This is a genomic window from Mesorhizobium sp. L103C119B0, from assembly GCF_000502235.1.
Lineage (GTDB): Bacteria > Pseudomonadota > Alphaproteobacteria > Rhizobiales > Rhizobiaceae > Mesorhizobium.
The window spans coordinates 175,676-201,890 of the sequence record NZ_AYXE01000002.1 but is presented as its reverse complement, the minus strand read 5'-3'; the positions used below and the strand labels follow the sequence as shown (position 1 = coordinate 201,890).

The 26,215-nt window shown below is 64.0% G+C and carries 20 protein-coding genes and 1 pseudogene; 13 read left to right on the top strand and 8 right to left on the bottom strand.

Annotated elements, in window-relative coordinates:
* Positions 1 to 98: 98 nt before the first annotated feature.
* A complete protein-coding gene (locus X728_RS162710) occupies positions 99 to 1,058 on the top strand; it encodes an energy transducer TonB (protein ID WP_023830576.1) in 960 nt (319 codons plus the stop codon).
* 50 nt (positions 1,059 to 1,108) lie between these two features.
* Positions 1,109 to 1,423 carry an antibiotic biosynthesis monooxygenase gene (locus X728_RS162715; RefSeq protein ID WP_023681734.1) on the top strand — a complete coding sequence of 105 codons (315 nt, stop codon included), beginning with the start codon at positions 1,109 to 1,111 and terminating at the stop codon, positions 1,421 to 1,423.
* Between the two features lie 45 nt (positions 1,424 to 1,468).
* Here X728_RS162715 and X728_RS162720 read toward each other — a convergent pair whose 3' ends face one another.
* Together X728_RS162720 and putA are read right to left on the bottom strand one after the other, a co-directional pair.
* On the bottom strand, positions 1,469 to 2,533 hold the full coding sequence (locus tag X728_RS162720) for a glycosyltransferase (RefSeq protein WP_023830575.1): 1,065 nt from the start codon (positions 2,531 to 2,533) through the stop codon (positions 1,469 to 1,471).
* A gap of 87 nt (positions 2,534 to 2,620) precedes the next feature.
* On the bottom strand, positions 2,621 to 6,229 hold the full coding sequence (gene putA, locus X728_RS162725) for a bifunctional proline dehydrogenase/L-glutamate gamma-semialdehyde dehydrogenase PutA (RefSeq protein WP_023830574.1): 3,609 nt from the start codon (positions 6,227 to 6,229) through the stop codon (positions 2,621 to 2,623).
* 164 nt (positions 6,230 to 6,393) lie between these two features.
* On the opposite strand from putA, the gene X728_RS162730 reads away from it, so the two are divergent.
* Positions 6,394 to 6,846, top strand: a complete 453-nt coding sequence (locus tag X728_RS162730) for an Lrp/AsnC ligand binding domain-containing protein (protein ID WP_023681737.1) — start codon at positions 6,394 to 6,396, stop codon at positions 6,844 to 6,846.
* A gap of 1 nt (position 6,847) precedes the next feature.
* On the opposite strand, the gene X728_RS162735 is transcribed toward X728_RS162730, so the two are convergent.
* Complete coding sequence (locus tag X728_RS162735; RefSeq protein WP_023823053.1) at positions 6,848 to 8,047, bottom strand: cytochrome c peroxidase; 1,200 nt, start codon at positions 8,045 to 8,047, stop codon at positions 6,848 to 6,850.
* 4 nt (positions 8,048 to 8,051) lie between these two features.
* Entirely contained in the window at positions 8,052 to 8,495 is a 444-nt protein-coding gene (locus X728_RS162740; RefSeq protein WP_023830573.1) for a FixH family protein, read from the bottom strand.
* A 154-nt stretch (positions 8,496 to 8,649) separates the two neighbouring features.
* Between X728_RS162740 and X728_RS162745 the strand changes: the two genes are divergently transcribed.
* A complete protein-coding gene (locus X728_RS162745) occupies positions 8,650 to 9,570 on the top strand; it encodes a sugar kinase (RefSeq protein WP_023830572.1) in 921 nt (306 codons plus the stop codon).
* 4 nt (positions 9,571 to 9,574) lie between these two features.
* On the opposite strand, the gene X728_RS162750 is transcribed toward X728_RS162745, so the two are convergent.
* From X728_RS162750 to X728_RS01000000166150, 3 genes and pseudogenes are all read right to left on the bottom strand, one after another.
* On the bottom strand, positions 9,575 to 10,600 hold the full coding sequence (locus X728_RS162750; RefSeq protein WP_023681740.1) for an aldose epimerase family protein: 1,026 nt from the start codon (positions 10,598 to 10,600) through the stop codon (positions 9,575 to 9,577).
* 193 nt (positions 10,601 to 10,793) lie between these two features.
* Positions 10,794 to 12,251, bottom strand: a complete 1,458-nt coding sequence (locus X728_RS162755; protein WP_023753404.1) for an NAD-dependent succinate-semialdehyde dehydrogenase — start codon at positions 12,249 to 12,251, stop codon at positions 10,794 to 10,796.
* Between the two features lie 251 nt (positions 12,252 to 12,502).
* Positions 12,503 to 13,529, bottom strand: a pseudogene (locus X728_RS01000000166150) (AEC family transporter).
* A 145-nt stretch (positions 13,530 to 13,674) separates the two neighbouring features.
* Between X728_RS01000000166150 and X728_RS162760 the strand changes: the two are divergent.
* The 7 genes from X728_RS162760 to X728_RS162790 all read left to right on the top strand — a co-directional run bounded on the left by X728_RS162760 (position 13,675) and on the right by X728_RS162790 (position 22,464).
* The gene (locus tag X728_RS162760) at positions 13,675 to 16,689 is read left to right on the top strand and encodes a caspase domain-containing protein (RefSeq protein ID WP_023830571.1); all 3,015 of its coding nucleotides are present in this window, start codon (positions 13,675 to 13,677) and stop codon (positions 16,687 to 16,689) included.
* A 98-nt stretch (positions 16,690 to 16,787) separates the two neighbouring features.
* Positions 16,788 to 17,336, top strand: a complete 549-nt coding sequence (locus X728_RS162765; protein ID WP_023730712.1) for a histidine phosphatase family protein — start codon at positions 16,788 to 16,790, stop codon at positions 17,334 to 17,336.
* A gap of 209 nt (positions 17,337 to 17,545) precedes the next feature.
* Entirely contained in the window at positions 17,546 to 17,827 is a 282-nt protein-coding gene (locus X728_RS162770; protein ID WP_010909964.1) for an acyl carrier protein, read from the top strand.
* Between the two features lie 55 nt (positions 17,828 to 17,882).
* Complete coding sequence (locus X728_RS162775; RefSeq protein ID WP_023830570.1) at positions 17,883 to 19,073, top strand: beta-ketoacyl-ACP synthase; 1,191 nt, start codon at positions 17,883 to 17,885, stop codon at positions 19,071 to 19,073.
* A gap of 42 nt (positions 19,074 to 19,115) precedes the next feature.
* On the top strand, positions 19,116 to 20,387 hold the full coding sequence (locus tag X728_RS162780; RefSeq protein ID WP_023696480.1) for a beta-ketoacyl-ACP synthase: 1,272 nt from the start codon (positions 19,116 to 19,118) through the stop codon (positions 20,385 to 20,387).
* Between the two features lie 36 nt (positions 20,388 to 20,423).
* On the top strand, positions 20,424 to 21,452 hold the full coding sequence (locus tag X728_RS162785) for a zinc-binding dehydrogenase (RefSeq protein WP_023691042.1): 1,029 nt from the start codon (positions 20,424 to 20,426) through the stop codon (positions 21,450 to 21,452).
* 4 nt (positions 21,453 to 21,456) lie between these two features.
* The gene (locus X728_RS162790) at positions 21,457 to 22,464 is read left to right on the top strand and encodes a lipid A biosynthesis lauroyl acyltransferase (RefSeq protein ID WP_031194745.1); all 1,008 of its coding nucleotides are present in this window, start codon (positions 21,457 to 21,459) and stop codon (positions 22,462 to 22,464) included.
* 13 nt (positions 22,465 to 22,477) lie between these two features.
* Here X728_RS162790 and X728_RS162795 read toward each other — a convergent pair whose 3' ends face one another.
* The gene (locus X728_RS162795; RefSeq protein ID WP_023830568.1) at positions 22,478 to 22,909 is read right to left on the bottom strand and encodes a L,D-transpeptidase; all 432 of its coding nucleotides are present in this window, start codon (positions 22,907 to 22,909) and stop codon (positions 22,478 to 22,480) included.
* A 223-nt stretch (positions 22,910 to 23,132) separates the two neighbouring features.
* Between X728_RS162795 and X728_RS162800 the strand changes: the two genes are divergently transcribed.
* Positions 23,133 to 24,413, top strand: a complete 1,281-nt coding sequence (locus tag X728_RS162800; protein ID WP_023830567.1) for an acetylornithine deacetylase/succinyl-diaminopimelate desuccinylase family protein — start codon at positions 23,133 to 23,135, stop codon at positions 24,411 to 24,413.
* Between the two features lie 121 nt (positions 24,414 to 24,534).
* Positions 24,535 to 26,010, top strand: a complete 1,476-nt coding sequence (locus tag X728_RS162805; protein WP_023830566.1) for an ABC transporter substrate-binding protein — start codon at positions 24,535 to 24,537, stop codon at positions 26,008 to 26,010.
* Positions 26,011 to 26,215 lie beyond the last annotated feature (205 nt).

Below are 26,215 nucleotides of genomic sequence, written 5' to 3'. Positions count from 1 at the left end.
ACAATGCGACACGACCCGTCGCAGCTCCGCCGTCATGGCCGGCAACCGATCTTGATTTGACAATCCCACCCCGCTCGCGGCAGGTCTCGCCGCGAACCATGCAGGACATCACCCCCCTCCCCGACGCCGGCAACGAACCGGCGATTACGATGGACGAGCTCGCACAGCCGGCAGCCGCGGACCGCAAACGGACTGTGGCGATCGTCGCGTCCTGCCTGCTCCATGCCGCTGCCGCAGCGGCGTTCTTCATCGGACCCGCAGGGACATTCGATTCCAGTAACGCGATACAATCCGAAGGCACCGACCAATCGGGCGCCGAGGTGGTCGGCAGCGCCTTGGACAGCCAGGCTCCCGACGCGGTCGATGTTACCCTGGTAACCGATCCGCAGCCGGCCAAGCCCGAGGCCGTTCGACCCGTGCCGCCGACCGAGGCGCCTCAACCGGTAAAGGAGCCGGCGGCGCCCAAGCCTGCGCCGGAAGCCGCCGAACAGGCGACCGCCGCGCCAGATACACTGACGGCCGCCATCCCGAATGATCAAACTGTCGCCCCAAGCGCTGAGACGTCGACTCCGCCAGGGGTTCAAACGCAAAGTTCAGAGGCACCGCCCGCCGACGAGCCCGCCGTTGATTTGCCTGCTGCCAAACCACCAGTCCCGAGCCCGCGGCCGACCCCTCCAGCCGGATCTGGAGATACCCGCGGTGCGGCAGATGGCGAAGAACGCGACGCACCGGCGGTTGCCAGCAAGGGTAAAAACCAGGACGCGGCTGGCAATGCGATGCAATCTCGTTACGGCGGTGAAATTCAAAAGAAGCTTGCCCGCGCTAACCGGCGCGTTTCGAAGGAAATTCAAGCCAAGGCTCGCAACAATGCCAGGGTCTATTTCGTCGTCATGGCTGACGGCAGCGTCAGCGACTTGCAGCTTGTCGAAAGTTCAGGGTCTGCCGAACTAGACCAATTCGCTTTGAAACTGGTGCGCCAGCAAGCCCCGTTCCCGCCCATTCCACCCGAGACCGGATTATCAAGTTGGGTGTTCAGGGCGCGGATCGGTCCGTTTTAACCAGCTCGCAGACCTTCGCCAAATCGTCCATCAATTCAAGAGGAAGCCCAATGTACATCGCCATGAACCGCTTCAAGGTCCAGAACGGCTCGGAGACCGCTTTCGAGGATGTCTGGAAGAACCGCGATTCGAGCCTCTCGGAGATGAAAGGCTTCAGGGAATTCCACTTGCTGCGCGGCCCGGTCAACGAGGCCGAGGGTTACACGCTGTTTGCCTCGCACACGGTGTGGGCAAGCCATGAGGATTTCGTCGCCTGGACCAAATCCGAGAATTTTCGCGCCGCCCACCGCAACACCGGCACGTCGAAGGTGCACTATCTCGGCCATCCGCAGTTCGAAGGCTTTTCGGTCGTCGAAGGCGCCTGATTGAGATTTCACCCGTCGACGAGATCTGACGACGGGCAGATGCCGTCATGTTCCGGTTGAATTCCGGCCGCCCAGTCGCTGAAGCCACTGGGCAATGTGCAGGCGCAGCCGCCGCCAGGGCTGTCCGCGTGTCAGGTAGCGCGCCAACCGCGGATCACCGGCCAGCTCCGGGAATTGGCGCACATGCTGCGTCAGGAATGCAGCTATGAAATTGCGCCCGTTGAGATCGCTGAGCCAGGCAGAATTCGCCAGCAAACAGTCTGCGGCATCCGCCGCCAACACGCTCCTGTAGCTCCTGTATGCAGGCGTTTGCCGCACATTGCCGCCGGCAAAGGCAGTTCCGGTGGACAGGTTGGAGCCATGCAGGCGATAGAGGCCGAGACCTTCTGACAGGATGAGGCTGCCGCCGGCTTGGTGCGCGAGTGTCGCCGTCAGATAATCCGTCCCGACCTTGGCCTTGAACGGGAAGGACAATACCGGTTCCAGCGCGCCACGCCGGTACATGATCGCCGAGCATTGCGACCACAGCCAGCCCGTCACCGCAGGTGCGAAATAGGTTACCGGATGCTCCGATGCGTAGGCGATCCCGGGCGCCATGCCGGCAAGCCGGCCACCGGGCGCGATGGCGACGCCACTGCGATCCGCTCCGGACCGCGGTTTGCGCAAGGCAAGGAAGGTACCGCCCAGCAAGGTGCCGTCGCCATCGACAAGGAACACATCGGAACTCGACAGTGCGGCCGAATGCGTTGTGTTGAGGTGGGCGGACAGATGCGCGAGGAGAAAATCCGGCAGCCACACGTCATCGGCGTCGAGAAACGCGACGAAGGGCGCGTCGGTTGCGGCAAAGCCGTCGCGGAATCCCGCGGTCTGCCCGCCATTCTCCTTGCGCGCCAACAGGCGCAGGCGCGGGTCTTCTATATCCCTTAGAAGCTGTCGGACAAAGCCGGCCGAGCCGTCCGTCGAGGCATCGTCGACGATGACGCATGCCCAATTCCGGTAGGTCTGCGCAAGCACCGAGCGGATCGCCTGTTCGACGTACGGCCGATAGTTGAAGCAGGTGATGACCACCGCCACGCGCGGCAGCTCAAACGGTCGGGACGTGTCTTCCATCTGTTCGGCTGCCCCGCTCGAGTTGCTCTCTGTCCCTTGCGCATACCCTTGCAACCCGACGCAGGCAAGCGAGCCGCGAAAAGCCCCCTAGGCCGCCGCGAGCAGGCTGGCATTGCCGCCGGCAGCCGTGGTGTCGACGCAGACAGCGCGTTCATGCGCATAGGCCGCCGGGTTGAGCACCTCGCTGACCAGCGGCACGATCGGCCCGCTGCGGTCGGCAATGACCTTGCGCACGATCCGCGCCGCCTCGGGCCTGCCCGAGAAGGCGACGACATCGACGCGCAGCGAACGCGCTTCGACTGGGTCTGGCCGACCGTCTATGGCCGCCAGCGGCAACCCCTTGCCGGTCAGCGCCGACAGTGCTGCCGGCGCGCCCGGCGCCACGGCCAGCACCGCATTGCCGGCGGCCAGCGCCTGGATCGTCTGGGCAAGCAGCGTTTCGGCGTCCGGACCGAGGCACAGCACCCGGCCGCGCGGCGACAGCGACAGCGTGTTGGCCTCGCCGGTCGGTCCGGGCAGGTCGACCTGGCCGAAATCGATGGCGGCTGCAGCGCCGATCGCTGCAGCGCCCTTGCCGCGCAGATGCTTTCTCAAGATGGCGATGCGGTCCGGCCGCGTCGACCAGCCGCCAAGCGTCGGATCGGGCAGATTGTCGGCCAGTTCGGTCGCCGTCACCTTGTGGCCCTCGGCAATCTCCGTGCCCGCCTCCGGCCCCTTGCGGAACCGCCGGAGATAATGCGGCCCGCCGGCCTTCGGCCCGGTGCCCGAAAGCCCCTCGCCGCCAAAGGGCTGCGAGCCGACGACGGCGCCGATCTGGTTGCGGTTGACATAGATGTTGCCGGCATGGATGCCGTCGACGAAATGCTGGACGCGGCCTTCTATGCGGGTGTGCAGGCCGAAGGTCAGGCCATAGCCCTTGCGGTTGATGGCGGCGATGACGGCGTCGATCCCGTCGGCGTCGAAGCTGGCGACATGCAGCACCGGACCGAACACTTCGCGCTCCATCTCCTCGATGCCCTTGACCCGGAACACATGCGGCGCAACGAAGCGGCCGTCCTTCGGTGCTTCGAGCTTGGCAATCAACCGGCCCTGCAGCCCCATCTTGGTGCAATACTCGCGGATCGATTCCTGCGCCTCGTCATCGATGACCGGCCCGACATCGGTCGAAATCTGCCAGGGATCGCCGATGGTGAGCGCTTCCATGGCGCCCTTCAGCATCTCCAGCATCTTCTTCTCGACATCCTTTTGCATGTAGAGCACGCGAAGCGCCGAACAGCGCTGGCCTGCACTCTGGAAAGCCGATGCCAGTATGTCGCGCACCGCCTGTTCGGGCAGTGCTGTGGAATCGACGATCATGGCATTGAGACCGCCGGTCTCGGCGATCAGCATGGCGTCCGGCGCGGCCGTCTCGGCCAGTTGCTTCTCGATCAGCTTTGCAACCTCGGTCGAGCCGGTGAAGCAGACGCCGGCAATGCGCGGATCCGCAGTTAGCGGTCCGCCGACCGCCGGACCGTCGCCCGGCAGAAGCTGGATGACATCTTCCGGAACGCCGGCCTCGCGCAGCAGCTCGACGGCGCGGAAGGCGATCAGCGGCGTCTGTTCGGCTGGCTTGGCGATGACCGAATTGCCGGTGACGAGCGCTGCCGCGATCTGGCCGGTGAAGATGGCGAGCGGGAAATTCCACGGCGAAATGCACACGATCGCGCCGCGCGCCTCGCTGCCCGCTTCGTTGTTGGCCGCTTCGGCAGCGTAGTAGCGCAGGAAGTCGACGGCTTCGCGCACTTCAGCCACGCCGTCGGCCAGCGACTTGCCGGCTTCCCTTGTAGCCAGCGCGAAAAACTCGACCGCATTGGCCTCATAGAGGTCGGCGGCGCGGTTGAGGATGGCGGCGCGCTCGGCGACGGGGCGCTTTGCCCAGGCCGGCTGCGCCTCCACCGCAAAGCGCACCGCGGTCGCGACTTGCTTGGCAGCGGCTTCGGCGACCATGCCGACGATCTCGGCAGGCTTTGCCGGATTGACCACCGGGCGCTGCTTGCCGTAGCCGGCGGCGCGCGTGATCGGCTTGGCATGCCAGCGCTCGGGTCCGGCAAAGGCCGCCTTGGCATTGTCGATCGCCGCCAGCGTCACCGGATCGGTAATGTCGAACCCCTTCGAATTGCGCCGCCCAGTGCCGAATATCGCCGCGGGGCGAGCGATTGCCGGATTGGCGGCGGTGCCCTGGCTCTCGACCGTCTCGAGCGGATCGCGCGCAATATCCTCCGGCTCGACATCCTCATCGGTGAGCTGATGGACGAAGGAAGAGTTGGCGCCGTTTTCCAGCAGACGTCGCACCAGATAAGCCAAGAGGTCGGAGTGCGCGCCGACCGGCGCATAGATGCGGCAGCGCGTGCCTTCGGCCCGGCGCACCGTCTCATGCAGCGCTTCGCCCATGCCGTGCAGGCGCTGGAATTCGAAAGCGTCACGGTTGTCAGCCATCGACAGGATGGCGGCGACGGTATGGGCATTGTGCGTGGCGAATTGCGGATAGATGCGGTCGGTCATCGACAGCAACTTCCTGGCGCAGGCCATGTAGGAAACATCGGTGTTGGCCTTGCGGGTGAAGACGGGGTAGCCGGAAAGCCCGAGCGTCTGTGCCCGCTTGATCTCGGTGTCCCAATAGGCGCCCTTGACCAGCCGCACCATGATGTTGCGGTCGTACTTTTCCGCCAGCGCATAGAGCCAGTCGATGGTGAAGGCCGCGCGCGGGCCGTAGGCCTGGACGACGACGCCAAAGCCATTCCAGCCGGCAAGCTCCGGCTCGGACAACACACGCTCGATGATGTCGAGCGACAGGTCGAGCCGGTCGGCCTCCTCGGCGTCGATGTTGAGGCCCATGCGCGAATGGCGTGCGGCCAGCGCCAGCGACAGCAGCCGCTCGGCCATCACCGGCAGCATCTTTTCCTTCTGTGCCTCTTCGTAGCGCGGATGCAGCGCCGACAGTTTGACCGAGATGCCGTGGTTCTGGCGGATATCGGGACCGTTGGAGCCTGAATCGAGCGATGAGATCGCATCGGCATAGGCCTTGAGGTAGCGCAGCGCGTCGGCCTCGGTGCGGGCCGCCTCGCCCAGCATGTCGAAGGAATAGAGATAACCTTTCTGGATCATCGACTTGCCGCGCTTGACGGCTTCCGCAATGGTGCGGCCGAGCACGAACTGCTCGCCCATTTCGCGCATGGCGGCGGCGACCGCCTTGCGGATCACCGGTTCGCCCAGTCGGCGAACCATCGAGCGCAGCGTGCCTTCAATGCCGCCCTCGCCTTCGTCGAGCACACGGCCGGTCAGCATCAGCGCCCAGGTCGAGGCGTTGACGAAGATCGAGCTCGAACCGCCCGAATGCGCCGACCAGTCATGCGGTGCGATCTTGTCGGCGATCAGGTCGTCCATAGTCTCGGTGTCAGGCACGCGCAGCAGTGCCTCGGCCAGGCACATCAGCGCCACTCCTTCCTTGGTGGAGAGGCCGTAGGCCGAGAGAAAAACCTCCATCAGCCGCGGGTCGGACGAGCCGCGCACCGCGCGCACCAGATCCGCGGCACGGGCCGAGACGGCTTTGCGGTCATCGGCCGAAAGTTCTGTCGCGGCAGCCAAGCGCTTCACAGCCGCGTCTTCGTCGGGCAGGTAGTTGGCGCGGATCTGCTGGCGGATGGTGTCGAGCGGCATGGCGGTCCTGCGGAGCAAGCATCTGGGAGCGGGCCGGCGGTCGCCGGACCGAATGGCGCAAGCTAGCACAGAGCCGCATTTTCGGCCGGTCCAAAGAAATCGACATGGCAGTCCGGATGATCTATCATTGCGGCTCAATTGTTATCAGATGGGCTGTGATATCCGTGACAGAAGACCAATTGGACCGCATCGACAGAAACATCCTGTCGGCGCTGGCGCGCGACGGGCGGCTGTCCATGTCGGAACTGGCCGGCAAGGTCGGCCTGTCGAAGACGCCGGTGCAGGCGCGGGTGAAGCGCCTGGAGAAGGACGGCTATATCAGGGGCTATCAGGCGATCATCGATCGCGAGCGCATGGGCGAAGGCCATGTCGCCTTCGTCCAGGTCAAACTGTCGGACACGCGCTCGGCCGCGCTCGATGCTTTCAACCGTGCGGTGCAGGCCGTGCCGGAGATCGAGCAGTGCCACATGATGGCGTCGAGCTTCGATTATCTCCTGAAAGTCCGTACCACCGACATCGCCGCCTATCGCCGCGTGCTCGGCGAGCGCATCTCGGCACTGCCGCATGTTGCGCAGACCTCGACCTTCGTGGCCATGGAGACGGTGAAGGATCGCTAGCTCACTCCGACAGCGTCTTCAAAAACGCCACCAGCGCCGCGCGTTCGCGGTCCGACAGTTGCAACGGGTGCACTTCGGAGGTGCCTTCAACGGCCGCCTCCGCCTTCGCGTAGTGCGCCACCACCTCCTCCAGCGTGGAGAACTGTCCGGCATGCATATAGGGCGGCCGTGTCGCCGCGCCCCGCAGCGACGGCGTCTTGTAGGCACGCATCAGTTCGGGTGCTGCCTTGACGATGAAGCGCAGTTCTCCGCAGGCGCCGGCGTCGCCATCGCGGAAGGCGCCGAAGCAGTTGAATGGGTCGGCCTGAACCTGGGCCACCGCATCGAAACGGCCGCGATCCAATGGCAAATCCCTGACCGGCCGCACGCCGGTGTTGTGGAAAGCGTTGTCGGTGAAGCGCGGGCCGTTATGGCAGGTGACGCAATTGGCCTTGCCGATGAACAGTTTCAGCCCGAGCATCTCCTCCTGCGAAAAGGCATCGTCGGCTTTCGGCTTGGCGCCTGACGCAAGATCGATGGCAAAGCGGTCAAAGCGCGTCTGTGCCGGTTCGATCGACCGTTCGAAGGCGGCGATCGCCTTGCCGATGTTGGAAAAGACGCGGTTGACGTCGTCCATTTGGGCCGCGGTCATTGCCTTCCATGCCGCCTGCTCGGCCTCATTGCCGAGCGGGCTGGCGTTGGCCGGCACGGCGGAAAGATCCGGCAGTGGCCCGAAGATGCGCTCGTAGCGCTCGCCGAACCGCTTCTGGATGTAATGCGCGAAGGCCGCGCGGTTCCCCGCCTGCTCAAGCCGGTTTTCCAGCGGCGTCAGCGCCTGCGCCCACAGGCTGTCGCGCCGTCCATCCCAGAAGAACCACGGATTGCGGGCAATGCCGGCCAGCGGCATCGAGCGCCTGTTGGTTCGGCCAACGCCGACGGATTGCGGCAGGTCATCCTGGAACTGCCGGTCGATCTTGTGGCAGGTCGAGCAGGATACGTTCCCGTCACGGCTCATCCCCTGGTCGAAGAACAGAGTGGAGCCCAGGGCGGCGGCGGCCGGCACGTCGGCGAAGCGGTTGGTGGTGTCGGGTTTGAGCGCCGGCAAGGTGTTCAGCGCCAGCGAAGCGATGGTCTTCTTCTCGGCATCGGAAAAGTCCGGCTTGCCGCAGCCGGCAACGAGCAAAACCGCAGCCAAGGCCAGAAGGCGCAACAGGCGGTTCATCCGCTCACAGCACCACGTTGAAGACGACCGTGTCGGAACCGGCCGCCGCCGAAATGGCGAACCGCAACTGCCACACGCCGCTCATGGTGAATTTCAGCCCCTCGATCCGGTAGCGTCCCTCGCCAAGATAGTCGGTCGCCTGCGGACTGGTCGGCAAGCCGTGATTGTGCTGCGGCATGCCGCCGGACACCGAGATCGCCGCACCTTCCACGGAATCGCCCTTGACCGTCTTCAGGGTCAGCAACCAGGATTGCAGTTCGCCTTGCCGGATAACGCCGCGTTCCGGCTGAATGGTGGCGACAAACAAGCCGTTCGCCGTCTTCTTCGAGCGCGAGACATCGGGGCCTGGCGCCGACTGCGGCGCGGTCAGATAGACGATCGCCAATATGCCAGCCAGCAAGGCGGCCAGACCAACGCCCGCAAGAAGATAACGCCATATCGATGCCAAACCGGTTCCTCTTCTGGGCATAACGTCTCGGGAAGCAATTCGCGTCCCGCCGCTTCTGTGGGAAAACGCTTCTGGCGCAAAAAACCGCCGCCGCCAAGCATGGCGCTGCCGGCCGCAAAAAGCTACAGCAGCGAACTGATCCGGAGACAGATACATGGCAGCAGACGGCGTCGCTTCGATCGGTGAATGCATGCTCGAACTGTCCGGCCAGGCCGGGCCGAACTGGCGCATGGGCTTTGCCGGCGACACGTTCAACACGCTGTGGGCGCTGCATGCGCTGAGCGGCGAGCGGCCGGCGACCTATGTCTCGGCCTTCGGCGACGATCCCTTCTCGCAGGGCCAGATTTCGTTCTTCGCCGAAAACGGCATCGACATCGGCGCCAGCCCGGTCATCCCAGGCGCGCGGCCCGGCCTCTACGCCATCACCTTGACCGGCGCCGAACGCGCCTTCACCTATTGGCGCAGCGACGCGGCGGCCAGGCGGCTTGCCTCGGACCCGGCCGCCTTGGCAAGAAGCCTTGAAAACCAGGCTCTTGTGTATTTTTCCGGAATCACTTTGGCAATTCTGGATGCCGCCGCGCGCAAGACGTTGCTGGCAGAAGTGGCCAAAGCGCGCGCTGCCGGTTCTCGCGTCGCCTTCGACCCCAACTACCGGCCGCGCCTGTGGCAGAGCCGCGAGGAGGCGCAAGCCGCGATCCTCGACGCGCTTGCCGTCGCCGACATCGCGCTACCGACCTTTCCCGACGAGCAGATGCTGTTTGGCGACTCGGCACCGCAAGCGACCGCCGAGCGGTTCGGAAAACTGGTCGGCGAAGTCGTCGTCAAGAATGGCGAGGAACCCGCGCTGATCGCCACTGGCGGAGCCCTGCAGCCGGTTCCGGCCCAGCATGTCGCCACCCCGGTCGACACCACCGGCGCCGGCGATTCCTTCAATGGCGGCTATCTCGCCGCCCGGCTGGCCGGCCATGCCCCGGCGGATGCCGTGCAGCGCGCGCATCGCGTCGCCGCCACAGTCGTCCAGGTGCGAGGCGCGCTGGCGCCGTTCGAGGTTCTAAGAACCGCTTTCGAGGGCTAAGACCTTAGGGAAGCCTGAAACGATATTCCGTCACCTGATGATAGATCTGGCCCGGCCACAGCGTGGCCTGTGGGAAATAGGGCCGGTTCGGCGCGTCGGGCCAGGTCTGCGCTTCCAGGCAAAAGCCGGAAAACGCCTTGTAGCGCCGTCCGTCCAGGCCGCCCGAGGTCGGCGCGACATACTGGCCGGTGTAAAGCTGCAGGCCCGGCTCGGTGGTCCAGACTTCCATCTCGACGCCGGAATTGGCGCCTTGCGCCCACGCCACCTGGTGAAGCGGGCCCCGGGCTGACGCCAGGCAGAAATTGACGTCGTAGGGAAGCTGCTCGCCTTCCGTTTCCATGCGCAGCGGCCGCGCCTGGCGGAAGTCGAAGGGCGTGCCGTCGACAGGTTTGACGACGCCGGTCGGGATCATCTCGCCATCGACAGGCGTATAGGCGCCGGCGTTCAGCATCAGCCGGTGGTCGAGAATGTCGCCGGCACCGCCATCGTCGAGATTGAAATAGGAATGCTGCGCCAGATTGCACAGCGTCGGCTCCTCGCAAGTGGCGGTCAGTTCCATCGAGAGCGTGCCGGGGATCTTCAGCCGGTAGGTGCAGGTGACGTCGAGCGCGCCGGGAAAGCCCATCGTGCCCTCGGGATCGTGCAGGGTCAGCGTGACAAAATCCCGGCCGTGCAGCGAAACCGTCCACGGCCGGTGGAAGAAGCCCTCCGAGCCGCCATGCAGCGTGTGCTTGCCGAGGAAATTGCGCTCAGTCTGGTAGCGCTGGCCGGCAATGGTGAAGCGGCCGTCGCGGATGCGGTTGGCATAGCGGCCGACTACCGCGCCGAAGAAGGCCCGGTCGGTCTCGTAAGGCTCGAAGCGATCGTAGCCCAGCACCAGCGGCGCGTCGTGACCGGCGAGCCGCAGATCCTGGATGATTGCGCCGAGCCCGATGATGTTGGCGCTGACGCCGCCGCCCCGGATGGTGAAACGGCGAACGGGTTCGCCTGCCTGCGTCGTGCCGAAGACTTCGCCGTCCTTCATCGCTATGTCCAAATGCTAATTCGTCGATCTATCGACTTAGAGCAATTCCAGGAAAAGTGTGAAACGGTTTTCCGTCCGGAACTGCAAAAAACAAAGAACTGGAGCGGTTCGGCGTTTCCGTGAAACGCTGAACCGCTCCAGTCCGGCTGAATGTCGTCTGGCAAGGGCCGGCCCGCGGCCTGCCCTGCCCGTCAATGATTTAGAGGCCGAGACCCCCGATGCAGACATATTTGGTGTCGAGATAGTCCTCGATGCCCTGATGTCCGCCTTCCTTGCCGAGGCCCGATTCCTTGACGCCGCCGAACGGCGCTTCCGGCGTGGTGATCAGGCCTTCATTGACGCCGACCATGCCGTATTTCAGGCCTTCCATGACCCGGAAGGCGCGGCCGAGATCGCCGGTGTAGAAATAGGCGGCCAGGCCGAACTCGGTGTCGTTGGCAAGCGCAATGGCTTCCTCTTCGGTCTCGAACTTGAACACCGGGGCGATCGGGCCAAAAATCTCTTCCTTCATGAAGCGCATGTCAGGCTTCGCATCGGCGATGACGGTCGGCTGGAAGAATGAGCCGCCAAGCGCGTGGCGCTTGCCGCCGGCAACGACCTTGCCACCCTTCGACGTGGCGTCGGCGATGAATTCCTCGACCTTCTCGACCGCCTTCACGTCGATCAGCGGTCCCTGCTGCACGCCCTCTTCCAGGCCCGAGCCAACTTTCAGCGCATTGCTGGCAGCGGCCAGCTTCTCGACAAACTTGTCGTAGATGCCGGCCTGCACCAGGAAGCGGTTGGTGCACACGCAGGTCTGGCCTGAATTGCGGTATTTGGCGGTGATGGCGCCGGCGACGGCGCGATCGAGGTCGGCATCGTCGAAGACCACGAACGGCGCATTGCCGCCGAGTTCCATCGAGACCTTCTTGACGGTGACGGACGACTTCTGAATCAGCAGCTTGCCGATCTCGGTCGAGCCGGTGAAGGTGATCTTCGACACCAGCGGATTGGCGCAGATCTCGTCGCCGATTTCGCCGGCAGCACCCGTCAGGATGTTGATGACGCCCTTTGGGAAGCCTACTTCCTCGGCGAGCGCGCCCCATGCAAGGCCGGAATACGGCGTCTGCGAGGCCGGCTTGACCACGGCGGTGCAGCCGGCGGCAAGCGCGGGGCCAAGCTTGCGGGCAAGCATCGAGGAGGGGAAATTCCACGGCGTGATGGCGGCAATGACGCCGACCGGCTCCTTGGTCACCAGGATGCGGCGATCGCCCCATGGCGATGGCACGACATCGCCATAGGTGCGGCGGCCTTCCTCGGCAAACCACATGATGTAGGCGGCAGCCGAACCGATCTCGCCCTTGGATTCGGCGAGCGACTTGCCCTGCTCGATGGTGAGCAGTTCGGCCAGCACATCCTGATTATCCATCATCGCGTCATGCAGCTTGCGCAACAGCTTCGAGCGCTCCAGCGCGGTCGTCTTGCGCCAGGTCTTGAAGGCTTCGCTTGCGGCTTCGATGGCGCGGCGGGTTTCCGCCTTGCCCGACTTCGGCACGGTGCCGATCTTGAGACCGGTGGCCGGGTTGTTGACGTCGACCGTTTGGCCGCTGTCGGCCTGCACCCATTCGCCATTGATGAGATTGGCCTGGCGCATGAAATGGCTGGTTTTCTGCAGCATGGTCTAGCCTCCGTTCGGCGCACTGACGGGCCGGTTTCCTGGATCTCTTGAACGAGCGTGCACAATGGCGGCGGAGCCGACACGCTGAAGCCACTGCTCTTTACCTAGGGCAAGCCCGGCAAGCAATTGCAAGATGGCATATAGGCTTTGGGCCAGCCCAACGCCAGAGAAAATTCACATGTAAATTAGTTTGGGCCGCAGCCTTGCCAAAGACCAGCCTTGCCAAAGACCAGCCTTACAGAAGACCAAGCCTACCCAAAGACATGCACCACCACCGTCAGCCAAAAGGCGGTTGTAACAACCGCGCTTGCCGTGGCGATGGTCATCTGGTTCGACGCCAGCGCCTGGCCGGTGTTGAACTGCACGGCGATGAGATAGGAATTGATGCCGGACGGCAGCGCCGCCACCACGACCGCCACTTTGGCCGTCAAGGGCGGCAGGCCAAACAGCCAGACCAGGCCGAGCACCAGCGCCGGCATCAGGAACAGTTTCAGCGTCGACAGCGCCAGCGCCGGTCGGATGTTACCGGAAATGCCGAAACGGCGCAGGCTGAGCCCCATGGCGAACAGCGCCACCGGCCCGGCGGTGTTAGCCAGCGCATCGGCCAGTCGCATGGCAAGGTTCGGCAGCGGCGCGCCGGTGAGGCGCCATGCCAGCCCGGCCAGGATGCCGATGNTCGGCCAGTCGCATGGCAAGGTTCGGCAGCGGCGCGCCGGTGAGGCGCCATGCCAGCCCGGCCAGGATGCCGATGATCAACGGATTGGTGAACAGTCTTCTCAGAAAGCTCTGGATGATGCGCAGCGGGTGTACGGGCTCGCTGCCGCCGCGGCCAAATATCTCGAACATGATGATCGAAGCCATCATCATGGTCGGCAGATGCACGGAAACGAGCAGCGACAGCACTTCGAATCCGCTGGACCCGAATACGCCGAGAACGAAGGGAATGCCCAGCAACACCACATTCGAGAAGGATGACGACACTCCACCGACGATGCCGGCGCGCGCGTCCCGCCCAAAGATCCGTGTCGTCACCAGATGGCCGGCGGCCCATGTCATTGCAACCGCCGCGAAATAAGCACCCCACAGCGACCAGGGCGCCACGCCGTGGAAATCCGAATTCACCATCGTCCGAAACAGCAGCAGCGGCATCGCGACGTTGATGGCGAATTCGGAGATGCCGTCCCCGCTGGCCGGTTTCAGATAGCCGGTGAGCCCGGTGACATAGCCGAGCGCGACGAGGCTGAAGACGAAAAGAACGGTTTCGGTGAGCGGAGACATTTTTCAGGGATAGGCGAGCCCGGATTCCAGCGCAATCGCCATGATCTTCAGAAACTGATCCTCGATCCGCCCGGCGCCTGAATTTGATCATGGTCGGGTGGCAGCGCTATACAGGCTTGGGATCATCAGGGCGGACACACAGCGAATGGTTGCGACGCCGAAACAGCGTCATTTCAGACAGGCGTGGCTGACGGCTTTCGTCGCCGGGCTGTTTTGCCTTGCCGCGACGGTGCTTGCGGTTGCGGAGACCAAGAGCCTCAAGGGCGTGGCGCTGATCATCGGCCAGTCGAAATACGAGCACATCGCAGCCCTTGCCAACCCGGCCAACGACGCCCGCGACATGTCCAAGATGCTGACCGACCTCGGCTTCGACGCCCGCAACGTCACCGATCGCGATGCCGCCAAGCTGAAGCGCGATCTCGATCGGTTTGTCGAGGACGCCGAAGGCGCCGATGTCGCCTTCATCTATTATTCCGGCCACGGCATCGAGGCGGGCGGCGAGAATTATCTGGTGCCGGTCGATGCCGACGTCTCGTCGTTGAAAAATGCCGGTGAGGCGCTGGTGCCGATTTCAGCCGTCATGGACGAGCTGAAAAAGACCGTGCCGGTGACGATCGTGCTGCTTGACGCCTGCCGCACCAACCCGTTTCCGCCGGACGCGGTCGTGCGCCGCGGGCCGACGGCTTCCGCCGAGCCTGTCGGCGCCGGCGGGCTGGAACCGGTGCGCGGCGCCAAGGCGCTTGCCAGTGCCTCAGTGGATGATGCTAGCCTGGGAACCGTGGTCGGCTTCGCCGCCGAGCCGGGCCGACCGGCGCTCGATGGCGCCGCCGGCCAAAACAGCCCCTACGCCGCCGCCCTGCTGCGCCACCTCACGGCGATGAAAGGCACCGAGTTCGGCTCGGTCATGCGCATGGTCACCGAGGAAGTCTATCTCGACACCAAGGCAAAGCAGCGCCCCTGGGTCAGCGAGAGCCTGCGTCGCCTGCTCTATTTCGGCGTCGCGCCGGCGGAACCGACCGGCGACGACGGGCTGATCACCGGTGAGCGGCGGCAATTGCTGCTGACCATTTCCGACCTGCCCGATCCCAAGCGGGCTCAGGTGGAGTTGGCTTCTCTGCAGGACGGCGTGCCCCTTGACGCGCTCTACGGCGTGCTCAAGGCGCTCGGCACGGAAAAGATCCCTGAGGATCCCAACGACCTGCAGAAGGTGCTGGACAGCCAGGCTGAGCGTCTGAAGAAGATGATGGCCGAGCGCGCCGCGTTGCGCACCGACGATCCCGAGATCAGTCGCCTGGTCGCATCCGCCGACAAGGCCATAGGCCAGGGCGCGATGGTGACGGCGCGCAAATTCCTCGACGACGCGGTCGGCCGGATCGAGGAAAACAGCGGTGCGGTCGACGAGGCCGAGGACCTGCTCCGGCAAAAGCGCATCGCCGACGCCGCCATCTATGCCAAACGCGCCGACGCCGCCGCGCTGGTCTTCGACTACAAATCCGCCGCCAACGACTATGCCAAGGCGTATTCGCTGGTCGAGAAGTGGGACGAAAAGCTGCGCTGGAACTACAAGAACCAGGAGGCCGAGGCGTTGAACGCTCATGGCTACGCCACCGGCGACCTCGATGCGCTGCAGCACTCCATCGAGGCCTATCGCACCATCTTGAACTTCATCCCCAACGGCGAACAGAATCGCGACTGGGCAATCACCCGCAACAACATGGCGGTGGTGCTGCAGACCATTGGAGAGCGCGAAACCGAGACTGCGCATCTCGAAGAAGCGGCGGTGATTTTCCGCGATTCGCTGGTGGTGTTCGAGCGCGAGAAGGACGACCGCAACTGGGCCGCGGCGCAGAACAACCTGGCCAACGTGCTTCTGAAGATCGGCGAACGCGAGAGCGACCCGAAGCGTCTCAATGAAGCGGTGGCGGCGACGCGCGCCACCCTTGAGAAGCGTCCGCGCGACAAGCTGCCGTTGGACTGGGCCGGTTCGCAGAACAATCTAGGCCTCGCGCTCTATGCACTCTCCGAGCGTGAGCCTGCCGGCGAGCATCTCACCCAGGCCGAAGCAGCCTACCGGCTGGCGCTTGAGGAATACACACGCGAGAAAGCACCCGTGGAATGGGCGATGGTCGAGAACAATCTCGGCAACACGCTTGTAACGCTTGGCATCCAGCTCAACGACAAGGCGAAGATCAACGAGGCGGCCGACGCGTTTCGCGCCGCGCTGGAAGTGCGAACCCGCGAAACTTTCCCGGTGTCCTGGGCGACCAGCCGCCTCAACCTGGGCAATGCGCTGAGCGGTATCGCCCGCTTCGATATGGGCACGGCTACGCTCGAAGAAGCTGCAGCTGCCTATGACGACGCTCTGACGGTGTTTACCCGCAAGCGCTTCCCGATGGACTGGGCGTCAGCCCAGAACAATCTCGGCTCGATCTATCAGACGCTGGGCCAGCGCACGCGTGATGCGGCCAAGCTGGAACAGTCGGCGGCAGCCTTCCAGGCGGCACGGCAGGTCTATGTCAGGCGGAAGTTCCCGCAGGACTGGGCGATGAGCTACTACAATCTCGGCAACACGCTGCAGCTTCTCGGCGGCGTCACCGACAAGCCCGAGCATTACAGCGAGGCGGTCGACGCCTACGGCAATGCGTTGCGCGAGTACAAGCGCGAGACGAACCCGCGGCAATGGGCAATGGCCCAGGCCGGCCTGGGCTCGACGCTGCACTGGTTGAGCATGAGCAATGGCGATGCCAAGACCCTGCAGGATTCGATTGCGGCGCGGCGAGCCGCGCTCGAAATACTCACCATCGAGGCCGCGCCGGTCGACTGGGCCAACGCTCAAAATGGCATCGGTATGAGCCTGCTCAACCTCGGCAATCTCCAGCGGACCGACAAATATCTCAACGACGCCGAAGCGGCGTTCACGGCGGCGCTGAAGGTGTTTACGCGCGAAAGTCAGCCGCTGCAGTGGGCCTTCGAGCAGAACAATATCGGCGACGTCCACTGGAACCGCGCCAGCTATGGCGCGGGCAAGCCGGAATATCTCAAGGCGATCGAATTCTTCGAGAACGCCAAGCAGGGCTTCACCGAAGCCGGCTACACGATCCCTATCCCGCTCACCGATCAGAAGATCGAGCTGGCGAAGAAGCAAATGGCGAAAATGTGAAGCGAACCGAGGGTTCGCCTTTCGCTTGTCTTTGTGCCGGCTTTCCGATCCCTATATCAGAATGACCGGAGCGGCATCCGGCTCCCGGAAAGGTTTCGATGATTCGATTTGTGCTGGCGCTGTTCCTGCTTGCTGTTCCCGCCGTCGCCCACGCGACCGACGCCGGCTGGGCGCTGCTGCGTGACGGCGGCCATGTCGTGCTGCTTCGCCACGCACTGGTCACCGGCACCACCGACCCCGCCAATTTCGTCATCGACAACTGCGCCACCCAGGTCAACCTATCGGCGCGCGGCAAGCAGCAGGCGAGCAAGATCGGCGCCTTGTTCGGCGCCCGCGCCGCCCCCATCGAGCGGGTGCTGTCCAGCCGCTATTGCCGCTGCCTTGACACCGCCCGCATCGCCTTCGAAGCGGAGCCGGAGCTCTTTGCGCCGCTAGACCTCCTGAGGAGCGATCCGACCGAGAAGGCCGCGCAGCTCGACGCGGTGATGAAGGAAATCCGCGCCTACACCGGTTCCGACAATCTGGTCATGGTCACGCATCTCGAAAACATCGTCGCGCTGACCGGCGTCTCGCCGCGCGAGGGCGAAGCGGTGGTGGTCGAGCCGCAGGGCGATGGCTTGCGCGTGCTCGGCCGCGTCACGTTCTGAGAGAGCCAGTGGTCAAGCTCCGTGAAAACTAAGCTGACGTAACGTCAACTGGAAGGGCCACCGGCTTGTCGGGCGGCCCTTCTTGTCTTCACGGGAGGGCCATCCCATCTGCGCCCCGCGCATCAGGCCTTTTCCTGCCGGGAAAAACCGATTAGACAGCGCCCAAACCAGATGCGGACAGATTCCGCCCGCAACCGAAGGAAGAGCCCTTGTCCACCACGTTCGACAAAGTCGCCAAGATCATTGCCGACACCAGCGAGATCGATATCGACACCATCACTCCCGAGAGCCACACGATCGACGATCTCGGCATCGACAGTCTCGATTTCCTCGATATCGTCTTTGCCATCGACAAGGAATTCGGCATCAAGGTGCCGCTGGAAAAGTGGACCCAGGAAGTCAATGACGGCAAGGCTTCGACCGACGATTACTTCGTCATGAAGAACCTGTGCGCCAAGATCGACGCGCTGGTCGCCGCCAAGACCGCCTGATATCGGCTGGCGCGCGGCCTTGACGGGCTGCGCCGCCTGACCCACAAAGCCGCTCATGAGCAGCCCTCGCGACGTCGTCATCACCGGTATCGGCCTTGTCTCCTCGCTGGGAGAGGGTCCGGATACCCACTGGCAGAAGCTGGCGCAGCCGGGCCTGCAGCCGGTGCTCGAATCCGCGCGCTTTGCGCCCTACACCGTGCATCCCCTGCCGGAGATCGACTGGAACCTGCAGATCGCCAAGCGCGGCGACCAGCGGCAGATGGAAACCTGGCAGAGGCTGGGCACCTATGCCGCCGGCATGGCGCTGGATGACGCCGGCATCAAGGGCAATGACGATCTCTGCACGACGATGGACATGGTGGTAGCCGCCGGCGGCGGCGAGCGGGACGAGGCGGTCGATGCCGCCATCCTCGCAGCGTCCGAGAGCCGCAACGACCGCGACGTGCTGCTCAACGAGAAACTGACCACCGAATTGCGGCCGACCCTTTTCCTGGCCCAGCTCTCCAATTTGCTCGCCGGCAACATCTCCATCGTCCACAAGGTGACGGGATCGTCGAGGACCTTCATGGGCGAGGAAGGTGCCGGCGTCGCCGCCGTCGAGACCGCCGCCGCGCGCATCCGCTCCGGACAGTCGACGCACATACTGGTCGGCGGCGCCTTCCAGACCGAACATTCCGACATGCTGCTCGGTTATGAGCTGGCCGGTTATCTGCATCGCGGCCCATGGAAGCCGGTCTGGCAGAGACAGGGCGCCGAGGGCGGCGGCCTGGTCTCCGGCTCCGGTGGCGCCTTCCTGGTGCTGGAGCAGCGCGAACACGCGCAAAGGCGTGGGCGGAAAATCTATGCCGAGCTCGGACCGGTCGTCTCAGGCCGCGCCCGGCGCTCGCGCGGCGAGCTTGACGCCGAGATCGCGACACTGCTCAAACAGGCAACTCTCCCCAGCGGCAAGCTGCTTGCCCTGTCGGGCGCATCCGGGGCGCATACCGCAACGTCAGCCGAAAAGTCAGCGCTGGATGCCAATCCGGCGATATCGGCGCGCGGCTTCGCGACGCTGACCGGGCATATGAAGGAAGCGCAGTTTCCATTCGCGGTCGCCCTCGCCGCCCTGGCCGTCGACCGGAAGGCCGCCTACCCCGTTTTCGACGCCGCGGCCGAGAAGCCGTTCGAAGGCATTCCCGAAACCGTGCTCGCAACGGCGATCGGCTATCACCAATTCGAGGGCATGGCGCTGGTCAACGCTGCTTGAAGCAGCGCTGCGCGATCATGCTGCAAAGTTAAGAGGTTCCGGATGGCCAATCTCAGAGATCACATGGGCAGGCCGATCGTCGCCGTCACCGGCATCGGCGTGGTAACCTCGCTCGGCATCGGCAAGGCCGATAACTGGGCGGCACTGACCTCCGGCAAATCGGGCATCCACCCGATCACCCGCTTTCCCGTCGACCACCTCAACACCCGCATCTCCGGCATGGTCGATTTCCTCGACTCAAGCTCGAAAGGCGCCAGCCTGCTGACCTACGAACTGGCCGAAACCGCCGCGAATGAGGCGGTGGCCGAATCCGGCCTCGATTCCTCTGATTTTGGCGGGCCTCTGTTCCTCGCCTCGCCGCCGGTCGAACTCGACTGGCAGGATCGCTTCGCGCTCTACAATTCCGACGGCAAAGGCGCCGGCGCCGAAAGGCTGCTCAGGGTGGCGCGCGGGCTGAAGGAAACAGATACGTTCGCAAGCACGCAGTTCGGCGCGATCGCCGACCGGCTGGCCGACCGCTTTGGCACGCGCGGCCTGCCGATCACGCTGTCGACGGCCTGCGCTTCGGGCGCCACCGCCATCCAGCTCGGCGTCGAAGCGATCCGCCGCGGCGAATGCGACCGGGCGCTGTCGATCGGCGCCGACGGTTCGGCAACCGCCGAGGCGCTGATCCGCTTTTCGCTGCTCTCGGCGCTGTCGACCCACAATGACATCCCTGAAAAGGCGTCAAAACCCTTCTCCAAGGACCGCGACGGCTTTGTGCTGGCGGAAGGCTCCGGCGCTCTGGTGCTGGAATCGCTTGAGGCAGCCCTTGCCCGCGGCGCCAGCGTTCTCGGCATCCTGCGCGGCTGCGGTGAAAAGGCCGATGATTTCCATCGCACCCGTTCCAAGCCCGACGGTTCGCCGGCGATCGCAGCAGTCCGCGCCGCCCTTGCGGATGCCGGCCTGAGCAAGGACGAGATCGACTACGTCAACGCTCACGGCACCTCGACGCCGGAAAACGACAAGATGGAGCATCTGTCGCTGTCGACCGTGTTCGGCGATCGCATCGGCTCGATGCCGGTCTCGTCCAACAAGTCGATGATCGGCCACACGCTGTCGGCGGCCGGCGCCGTCGAAGCGGCGTTTTCGCTGATGACCATGCGCGAAAGCGTGATTCCGCCGACCATCAACTACGACAATCCCGACCCGGCAATCGTGCTCGACGTGGTGCCCAACAAGAAGCGCAATGCCGAAGTCGGCACCGTGCTCTCGAACTCGTTCGGCTTCGGCGGCCAGAACACTTGCCTTGTCATGGCGCGGGAACCGGTCTAAGCGACCTTTTTCAGCCAGACTGAACTGACAGGCCCCATGCGCGCACTGCAACTTATCGAGGACCGCCGTCTTGAAACGGTGGACCTGCCGCCCCCGCCGCCCCCCGCATTGGGCGAAGTCACGCTGCGCATCAAGGCGGTGGCGCTGAACCATATCGACGTCTGGGGCTGGCGTGGCATGGCCTTCGCCAAGCGTAAGCTGCCGCTGGTCGTCGGCGCCGAAGCCTCCGGCGAGGTCGAAGCTGTCGGCCCCGGCGTCTCCAGCCTGCTGCCCGGACAATTGGTATCAATCTATGGCGCGCGCACCTGCGGCCTTTGCCGCGCCTGCCGCGAAGGCCGCGACAATCTCTGCGAACATGTCTCGGGCGTCCACGGCTTCCATCTCGATGGCTTTGCCCAGGAGAAGATCAACCTGCCGGCGCGCCTGCTGGTCCCTGCCCCTCCCGGCGTGACCGATGTCGGCGCGGCTGTCGCACCCGTTACCTTCGGCACCGTCGAGCACATGCTGTTCGACAATGCCAAGCTGCAGCCCGGCGAGACCATCCTCATCCATGCCGGCGGCTCCGGCATCGGCTCGGCGGCGATCCAGCTGGCCAAGCGCATGGGTTGCACCATCATCACCACGGTCGGTTCCAACGACAAGATCGACAAGGCCAAGGCGCTCGGCGCCGAGCATGTCATCAACTACCGCGACGATCGTTTCGAAGGGGTCGTGCGCAAGCTCACCAGGAAGAAGGGCGTCGACGTCGTCTTCGAACATGTCGGCGCCGACACCTTTGCCGCCTCGATGCTGTGCCTCAAGCGCGGCGGCCGCCTGGTCACCTGCGGCTCGACCTCCGGCGTGTCGACGCAGATCAATCTGATGCAGCTGTTCCAGCAGCAGCTGAAGCTGCTTGGGTCCTTCGGCTGCCGCATGGAGAACATGGCCAACGCCATGCAGAAGATGGCGGCGGGACAGGTCGCACCTGTCATCGACACCGAAGTCGGCTTCGACGGCATCGACGCCGCGTTGAAGCGCATGGAAGGCCGCGACGTGTTCGGCAAGATCATCCTGCGCGTTTCCTAGGACTATGGTCGGCAAGGTGTTCAAGAAAGCCCGCCGGGACTTCATGTTCCGCTATGGCCGAAGACTGCGCCAGATGGAGCACTGGCTGGTGGCGCGCGTGGCGATGACGATCATCTCGCTGCTGCGCCTCTTACCCGCGGACAGGGCGCTCAATTTCGCGGACCGGGCGGCCCGGCGCATCGGTCCGTGGGTCGGGCGCCACCGTGTCGCCATCAACAATCTGCGCCTTGCCTATCCCGAGAAGAGCGATGTCGAGATCGAGGCCATCGCCTCCGACATGTGGGGCAACATGGCCCGGCTCGCCGCCGAATACATCTTTCTTGACGCCCTCTTCGACTATGATCCGAACGCAGCGACGCCCGGCCGCGTCGAAGTTGGCGGCGCCGATCATTTCCATCAGATTGCCGGCGAGGACAAACCGCATATCCTGTTCACCGGCCATCTCGGCAATTTTGAATTGCTGCCGGTCGCGGCCGCGACGTTCGGCATGAAGATCACGGCGCTGTTTCGTCCCCCGAACAATCCTTACCTCGCCGACTATATCCATTCGACGCGGCGTTCGAGCATGGGCGCCTTGCTGCCGTCTTCGACCGGCGCCTCCTTCGCGCTGGCGTCGATTCTGGAGAAAGGCGGCAATATCGGCGTTTTAGTCGACCAGAAATTCTCCAGCGGGCTGGAGACGATCTTCTTTAACCGCCCATGCCAGAGCAATCCGGTTCTGGGCATGCTCGCCCGTCACTATGATTGCGACGTCTATCCGGCGCGATGTGTGCGGCTGCCTGGCAACCGCTTCCGCCTCGAGATCGAGGACAAGCTGACCTTGCCGCGCAATGAAAGCGGCAGCGTCGATGTCGCGGCCACCACCCAACTGCTCGCCGACGTGGTCGAGCGCTGGGTGCGCGAGGATCCGGGACAGTGGATGTGGTTCCACAAAAGGTGGGAAATCTCAGGCCGGCGTCGCCGCCGGCGTGGACAGGCCAACGCCACCGGCCAGCGGCAGCGTCAATCTTAAGTCGTCGATAGGCTCAGTTCGTAACAACGATCCGCGTATTGCCGAAGCCGACTTCGCGCACCATCGCATAGAACATCGCGGCATTGGCGGTGTGCAGCCGCACGCAGCCATGCGATGCCGGACGCCCTAGCTGCCTGACCGCGCCGGTGCCGTGGATGGCGTAGCCGCCATGGAAGAACACCGAGTAAGGCATTGGCGACATGTGGTATTTCTTCGAATACCACATCCGCGCCGTGCGTTGCGGCCGATAGGTGCCACGCGGCGTGAAATAGCCGCTGCGCGCGGTCGACACGCTCCAGCGATAAAGCACCTGGCCGTATCGGCTGACGGTCATGGTCTGCGACGAGACGTCGATGCTGGCCACCAGCGAGGCAGCCCTGCTTTCGATGGACGTGCCGAACAGCATCGCAGCAAAAGCAGCTGCCATGAGAACGATTTTTGTCATGAGATCAAACCCCTTTGATGCCCCTTGCCTGCCCTGTCATCACGCGGTTTTTCATCTTTTTAACGACAGGTGAGTGACCTAGCACACACTCCTTGATAAATTCGCCAATCTAAAGCAGCGAATTTGAACGATTTTCCCGCCATAGTTGCCGCTGCGACACGAAGTTTCGGCGCCAGTGGCGCGATGCTTGCAAAACCACCCCCTTGCCTGCTCAAATCCGGGAATGAGCGAACGACTCTTCAAAGCGATAGACGCCCGTGTTGATGACCTGGTCGCATTGACCGCCGACCTGATCCGCTTCCCGACCATCAACCCGCCCGGCGAAGCCTATCGCCCCTGCGCCGAATATATCGGTGCGCGCCTAGGCAGGCTTGGCTTCGAAACCGAATTCATCCGCGCCGAAGGCACGCCCGGCGACACCGACCGCTATCCCCGCGTCAATGTCGTCGCCCGCTTCGACGGCCGCTCGCCTGGGGCCTGCGTCCATTTCAACTCGCACATCGATGTGGTCGAAGCCGGCGAAGGCTGGAGCGTCGATCCCTTTGCCGGGGTGGTGAAGGACGGCAAGGTCTACGGCCGCGGCGCCTGCGACATGAAAGGGGGCATGGCCGCCTCGATCATCGCGGCGGAAGCCTTCATGGAGGTTTTCCCCGACTTTCCCGGCGCCATCGAAATCTCCGGCACCGTCGATGAAGAGTCCGGCGGCTTCGGCGGCGTCGCCCATTTGGCCAGGCTCGGCTATTTCTCGAAACCCAAGGTCGACCACGTCATCATCCCCGAGCCGCTGAACAAGGACCGCATCTGTCTTGGCCATCGCGGCGTCTGGTGGGCGGAGATCGAGACCAAGGGCGAGATCGCGCATGGCTCGATGCCGTTCCTCGGCGACAATGCGGTGCGCCATATGGGCGCCGTGCTGCAGGCCTTCGAGGACAAACTGTTTCCGGCGCTCGACCGCAAGGTGACGCGCATGCCTGTCGTGCCCGAAGGCGCAAAGCGCTCGACCATGAACATCAACTCGATCCATGGCGGCCAGACCGAGGATTTCCGCCCCGGCCTGCCCTCACCCAACGTGCCCGACGCCTGCCGGCTGACCATCGACCGCCGCTTCCTGCTCGAGGAGGACCTTGCCACGGTCAAGAGCGAGGTGACCGATATCCTCGACCGGCTGAAGCGCGAGCGCAAAAAGTTCGATTACGAGATTCGCGACCTGATGGAGGTGCTGCCGCTGATGACCGAGCGCGATGCGCCGGTGGTCAAGGCGGTGGCGCAAGGCATCATGGCGATCTTCGCCCGCGAGCCGGATTATGTCATTTCACCAGGCACTTACGACCAGAAGCACATCGCCCGCATCGGCCACATCTATGATTGCATCGCCTATGGCCCGGGCATTTTGGACCTCGCCCACCGGCCCGACGAATGGGTCGGTATCTCTGATATGGTGGAGTCGGCCAAGGTGATGGCGATCGGGCTCAATGTGCTGCTCAGGGGCACGGCCGCGGGCTAAACCATCGACTTCGCTGAAAAAACATTCCTCCCCGGGTCGCTGCAGAGCACGAAACGCAATTTACTCCACCTCGAAATCACGCTTCTATCGCACAAGGGTTCGAGCATTTGGGAGTTGCACGATGAAATTGTGGAAAACCATTCTTGCCGCCGCGGTGCTGGCACTGGCCGGCAGTCAGGCATTTGCCGCACGCACCGACCTGGTGATCGGCATTCCGCTCGAGCCGCCGCATCTCGATCCGACCGCCGGTGCTGCCGCGGCGATCGACGAAGTGCTCTACGCGAACGTCTTCGAGGGCCTGACCCGCATCGGCCCGAATGGCGAAGTGCTGCCCGACCTTGCCGAGAGCTGGGCCATTTCCGACGATGGCAAGGTCTACACCTTCAAGCTGCACACCGGCGTCAAATTCCATGACGGCAGCGACTTCGACGCCGGCGACGTGAAGTTCTCGCTCGACCGCGCCCGCGCCGACAATTCCGTAAACGCGCAAAAGGCCCTGTTCGCCGCCATCGATACGGTCGAAGTCGTCGATCCGGCAACGGTCAAGGTGACGCTGAAGAACCCGCAAGGGTCGTTCCTTTACAATCTGGGCTGGGGCGACGCCGTGATCGTGGCGCCGGAGAGCGCCGACACCAACAAGGAAAAGCCCATCGGCACCGGCCCGTTCAAATTCCAGAGCTGGGCTAAGGGCTCGTCGATCACGCTGGTGAAATCGGACACTTACTGGGGCGCCCCGGTGTTCCTCGACAAAGCCGAGTTCCGCATCGTTCCCGACGCCGCCGCCGCCGTGCCGGCGCTGCTCTCGGGCGACATCCAGGCTTTCCCTTTCTTCGATCCCGACAGCGTCGCGCAGGTCAAGGACGATCCGCGCTTCAAGGTGGTGATCGGCTCGACCGAGGGCGAGACCATTTTGGCGATCAACAACAAGAAGCCGCCTTTCGACAAGCTCGAGGTGCGGCAGGCGATTGCCTTCGCGCTCGACCGCAAGGCGATCATCGACGGCGCCTCGGCCGGCCTCGGCGTGCCGATCGGCTCGCACATGTCGCCCGCCAGCAAAGCCTATGTCGACCTCACCGGCCTGTACCCGCACAATGTCGACAAGGCCAAGGAGCTGCTGAAGCAAGCCGGCCTGGAGAACGGCTTCAAGGCGATGCTGAAACTGCCGCCGCCTTCCTATGCGCGGCTTGGCGGCGAGATCATCGCTTCGCAGCTGCGCGATGTCGGCATCGACCTGGAAATCATTCCGGTCGAATGGGCGCAGTGGCTGGATCAGGTGTTCACCAAGAAGGATTACGACCTGACCATCGTCTCCCACACCGAGCCCAACGACATCGATATCTATTCGCGCAAGGACTACTACTTCAACTACGACAACCCCGCCTTCGACAAGATCATCGCCGAGCTGAACCTCACCTCCGACGACGCCAAGCGCAACACGCTGCTCGGCGAAGCACAGAAGATCCTGGCCGACGACGCCGTGGTGGGGTTCCTCTATGAACTGCCGAAGGTCGGCGTCTGGGACGCCAAGCTGCAGGGCCTGTGGGAGAATGCGCCGATCCAGGCGAATGATCTGACCAAGGTGAAGTGGACGGATTGAGGCGGCGCCCGACAGGCAACAGTGTGCATTCCTTCACACCCCCCTCTGCCCTGCCGGGCATCTCCCCCGCAAGGGGGGAGATTGGGCTCTCATCTCCGCTTTCGCCTATCGCGAACGTTGAACGCTGGTCGACGACACGGAAACTGCTGATCTCCCCCCTTGCGGGGGGTGAGGAGTGGTCCGCGCAGCGGACGGAAAGCCAACT

Excerpts from the sequence above, each read along its gene's own strand:
- X728_RS162755 (WP_023753404.1), bottom strand. The coding sequence starts at position 12,251 with ATGCTGCAGAAAACCAGCCATTTCATGCGCCAGGCCAATCTCATCAAT.
- X728_RS162790 (WP_031194745.1), top strand. The coding sequence starts at position 21,457 with ATGGTCGGCAAGGTGTTCAAGAAAGCCCGCCGGGACTTCATGTTCCGC.
- X728_RS162805 (WP_023830566.1), top strand. The coding sequence starts at position 24,535 with ATGAAATTGTGGAAAACCATTCTTGCCGCCGCGGTGCTGGCACTGGCC.
- X728_RS162780 (WP_023696480.1), top strand. The coding sequence starts at position 19,116 with ATGGCCAATCTCAGAGATCACATGGGCAGGCCGATCGTCGCCGTCACC.
- X728_RS162765 (WP_023730712.1), top strand. The coding sequence starts at position 16,788 with ATGATTCGATTTGTGCTGGCGCTGTTCCTGCTTGCTGTTCCCGCCGTC.
- X728_RS162760 (WP_023830571.1), top strand. The coding sequence starts at position 13,675 with ATGGTTGCGACGCCGAAACAGCGTCATTTCAGACAGGCGTGGCTGACG.
- X728_RS162795 (WP_023830568.1), bottom strand. The coding sequence starts at position 22,909 with ATGACAAAAATCGTTCTCATGGCAGCTGCTTTTGCTGCGATGCTGTTC.
- X728_RS162735 (WP_023823053.1), bottom strand. The coding sequence starts at position 8,047 with ATGAACCGCCTGTTGCGCCTTCTGGCCTTGGCTGCGGTTTTGCTCGTT.
- X728_RS162800 (WP_023830567.1), top strand. The coding sequence starts at position 23,133 with ATGAGCGAACGACTCTTCAAAGCGATAGACGCCCGTGTTGATGACCTG.
- X728_RS162775 (WP_023830570.1), top strand. The coding sequence starts at position 17,883 with ATGAGCAGCCCTCGCGACGTCGTCATCACCGGTATCGGCCTTGTCTCC.
- X728_RS162710 (WP_023830576.1), top strand. The coding sequence starts at position 99 with ATGCAGGACATCACCCCCCTCCCCGACGCCGGCAACGAACCGGCGATT.
- putA (WP_023830574.1), bottom strand. The coding sequence starts at position 6,229 with ATGCCGCTCGACACCATCCGCCAGCAGATCCGCGCCAACTACCTGCCC.
- X728_RS162720 (WP_023830575.1), bottom strand. The coding sequence starts at position 2,533 with ATGGAAGACACGTCCCGACCGTTTGAGCTGCCGCGCGTGGCGGTGGTC.
- X728_RS162785 (WP_023691042.1), top strand. The coding sequence starts at position 20,424 with ATGCGCGCACTGCAACTTATCGAGGACCGCCGTCTTGAAACGGTGGAC.
- X728_RS162745 (WP_023830572.1), top strand. The coding sequence starts at position 8,650 with ATGGCAGCAGACGGCGTCGCTTCGATCGGTGAATGCATGCTCGAACTG.
- X728_RS162715 (WP_023681734.1), top strand. The coding sequence starts at position 1,109 with ATGTACATCGCCATGAACCGCTTCAAGGTCCAGAACGGCTCGGAGACC.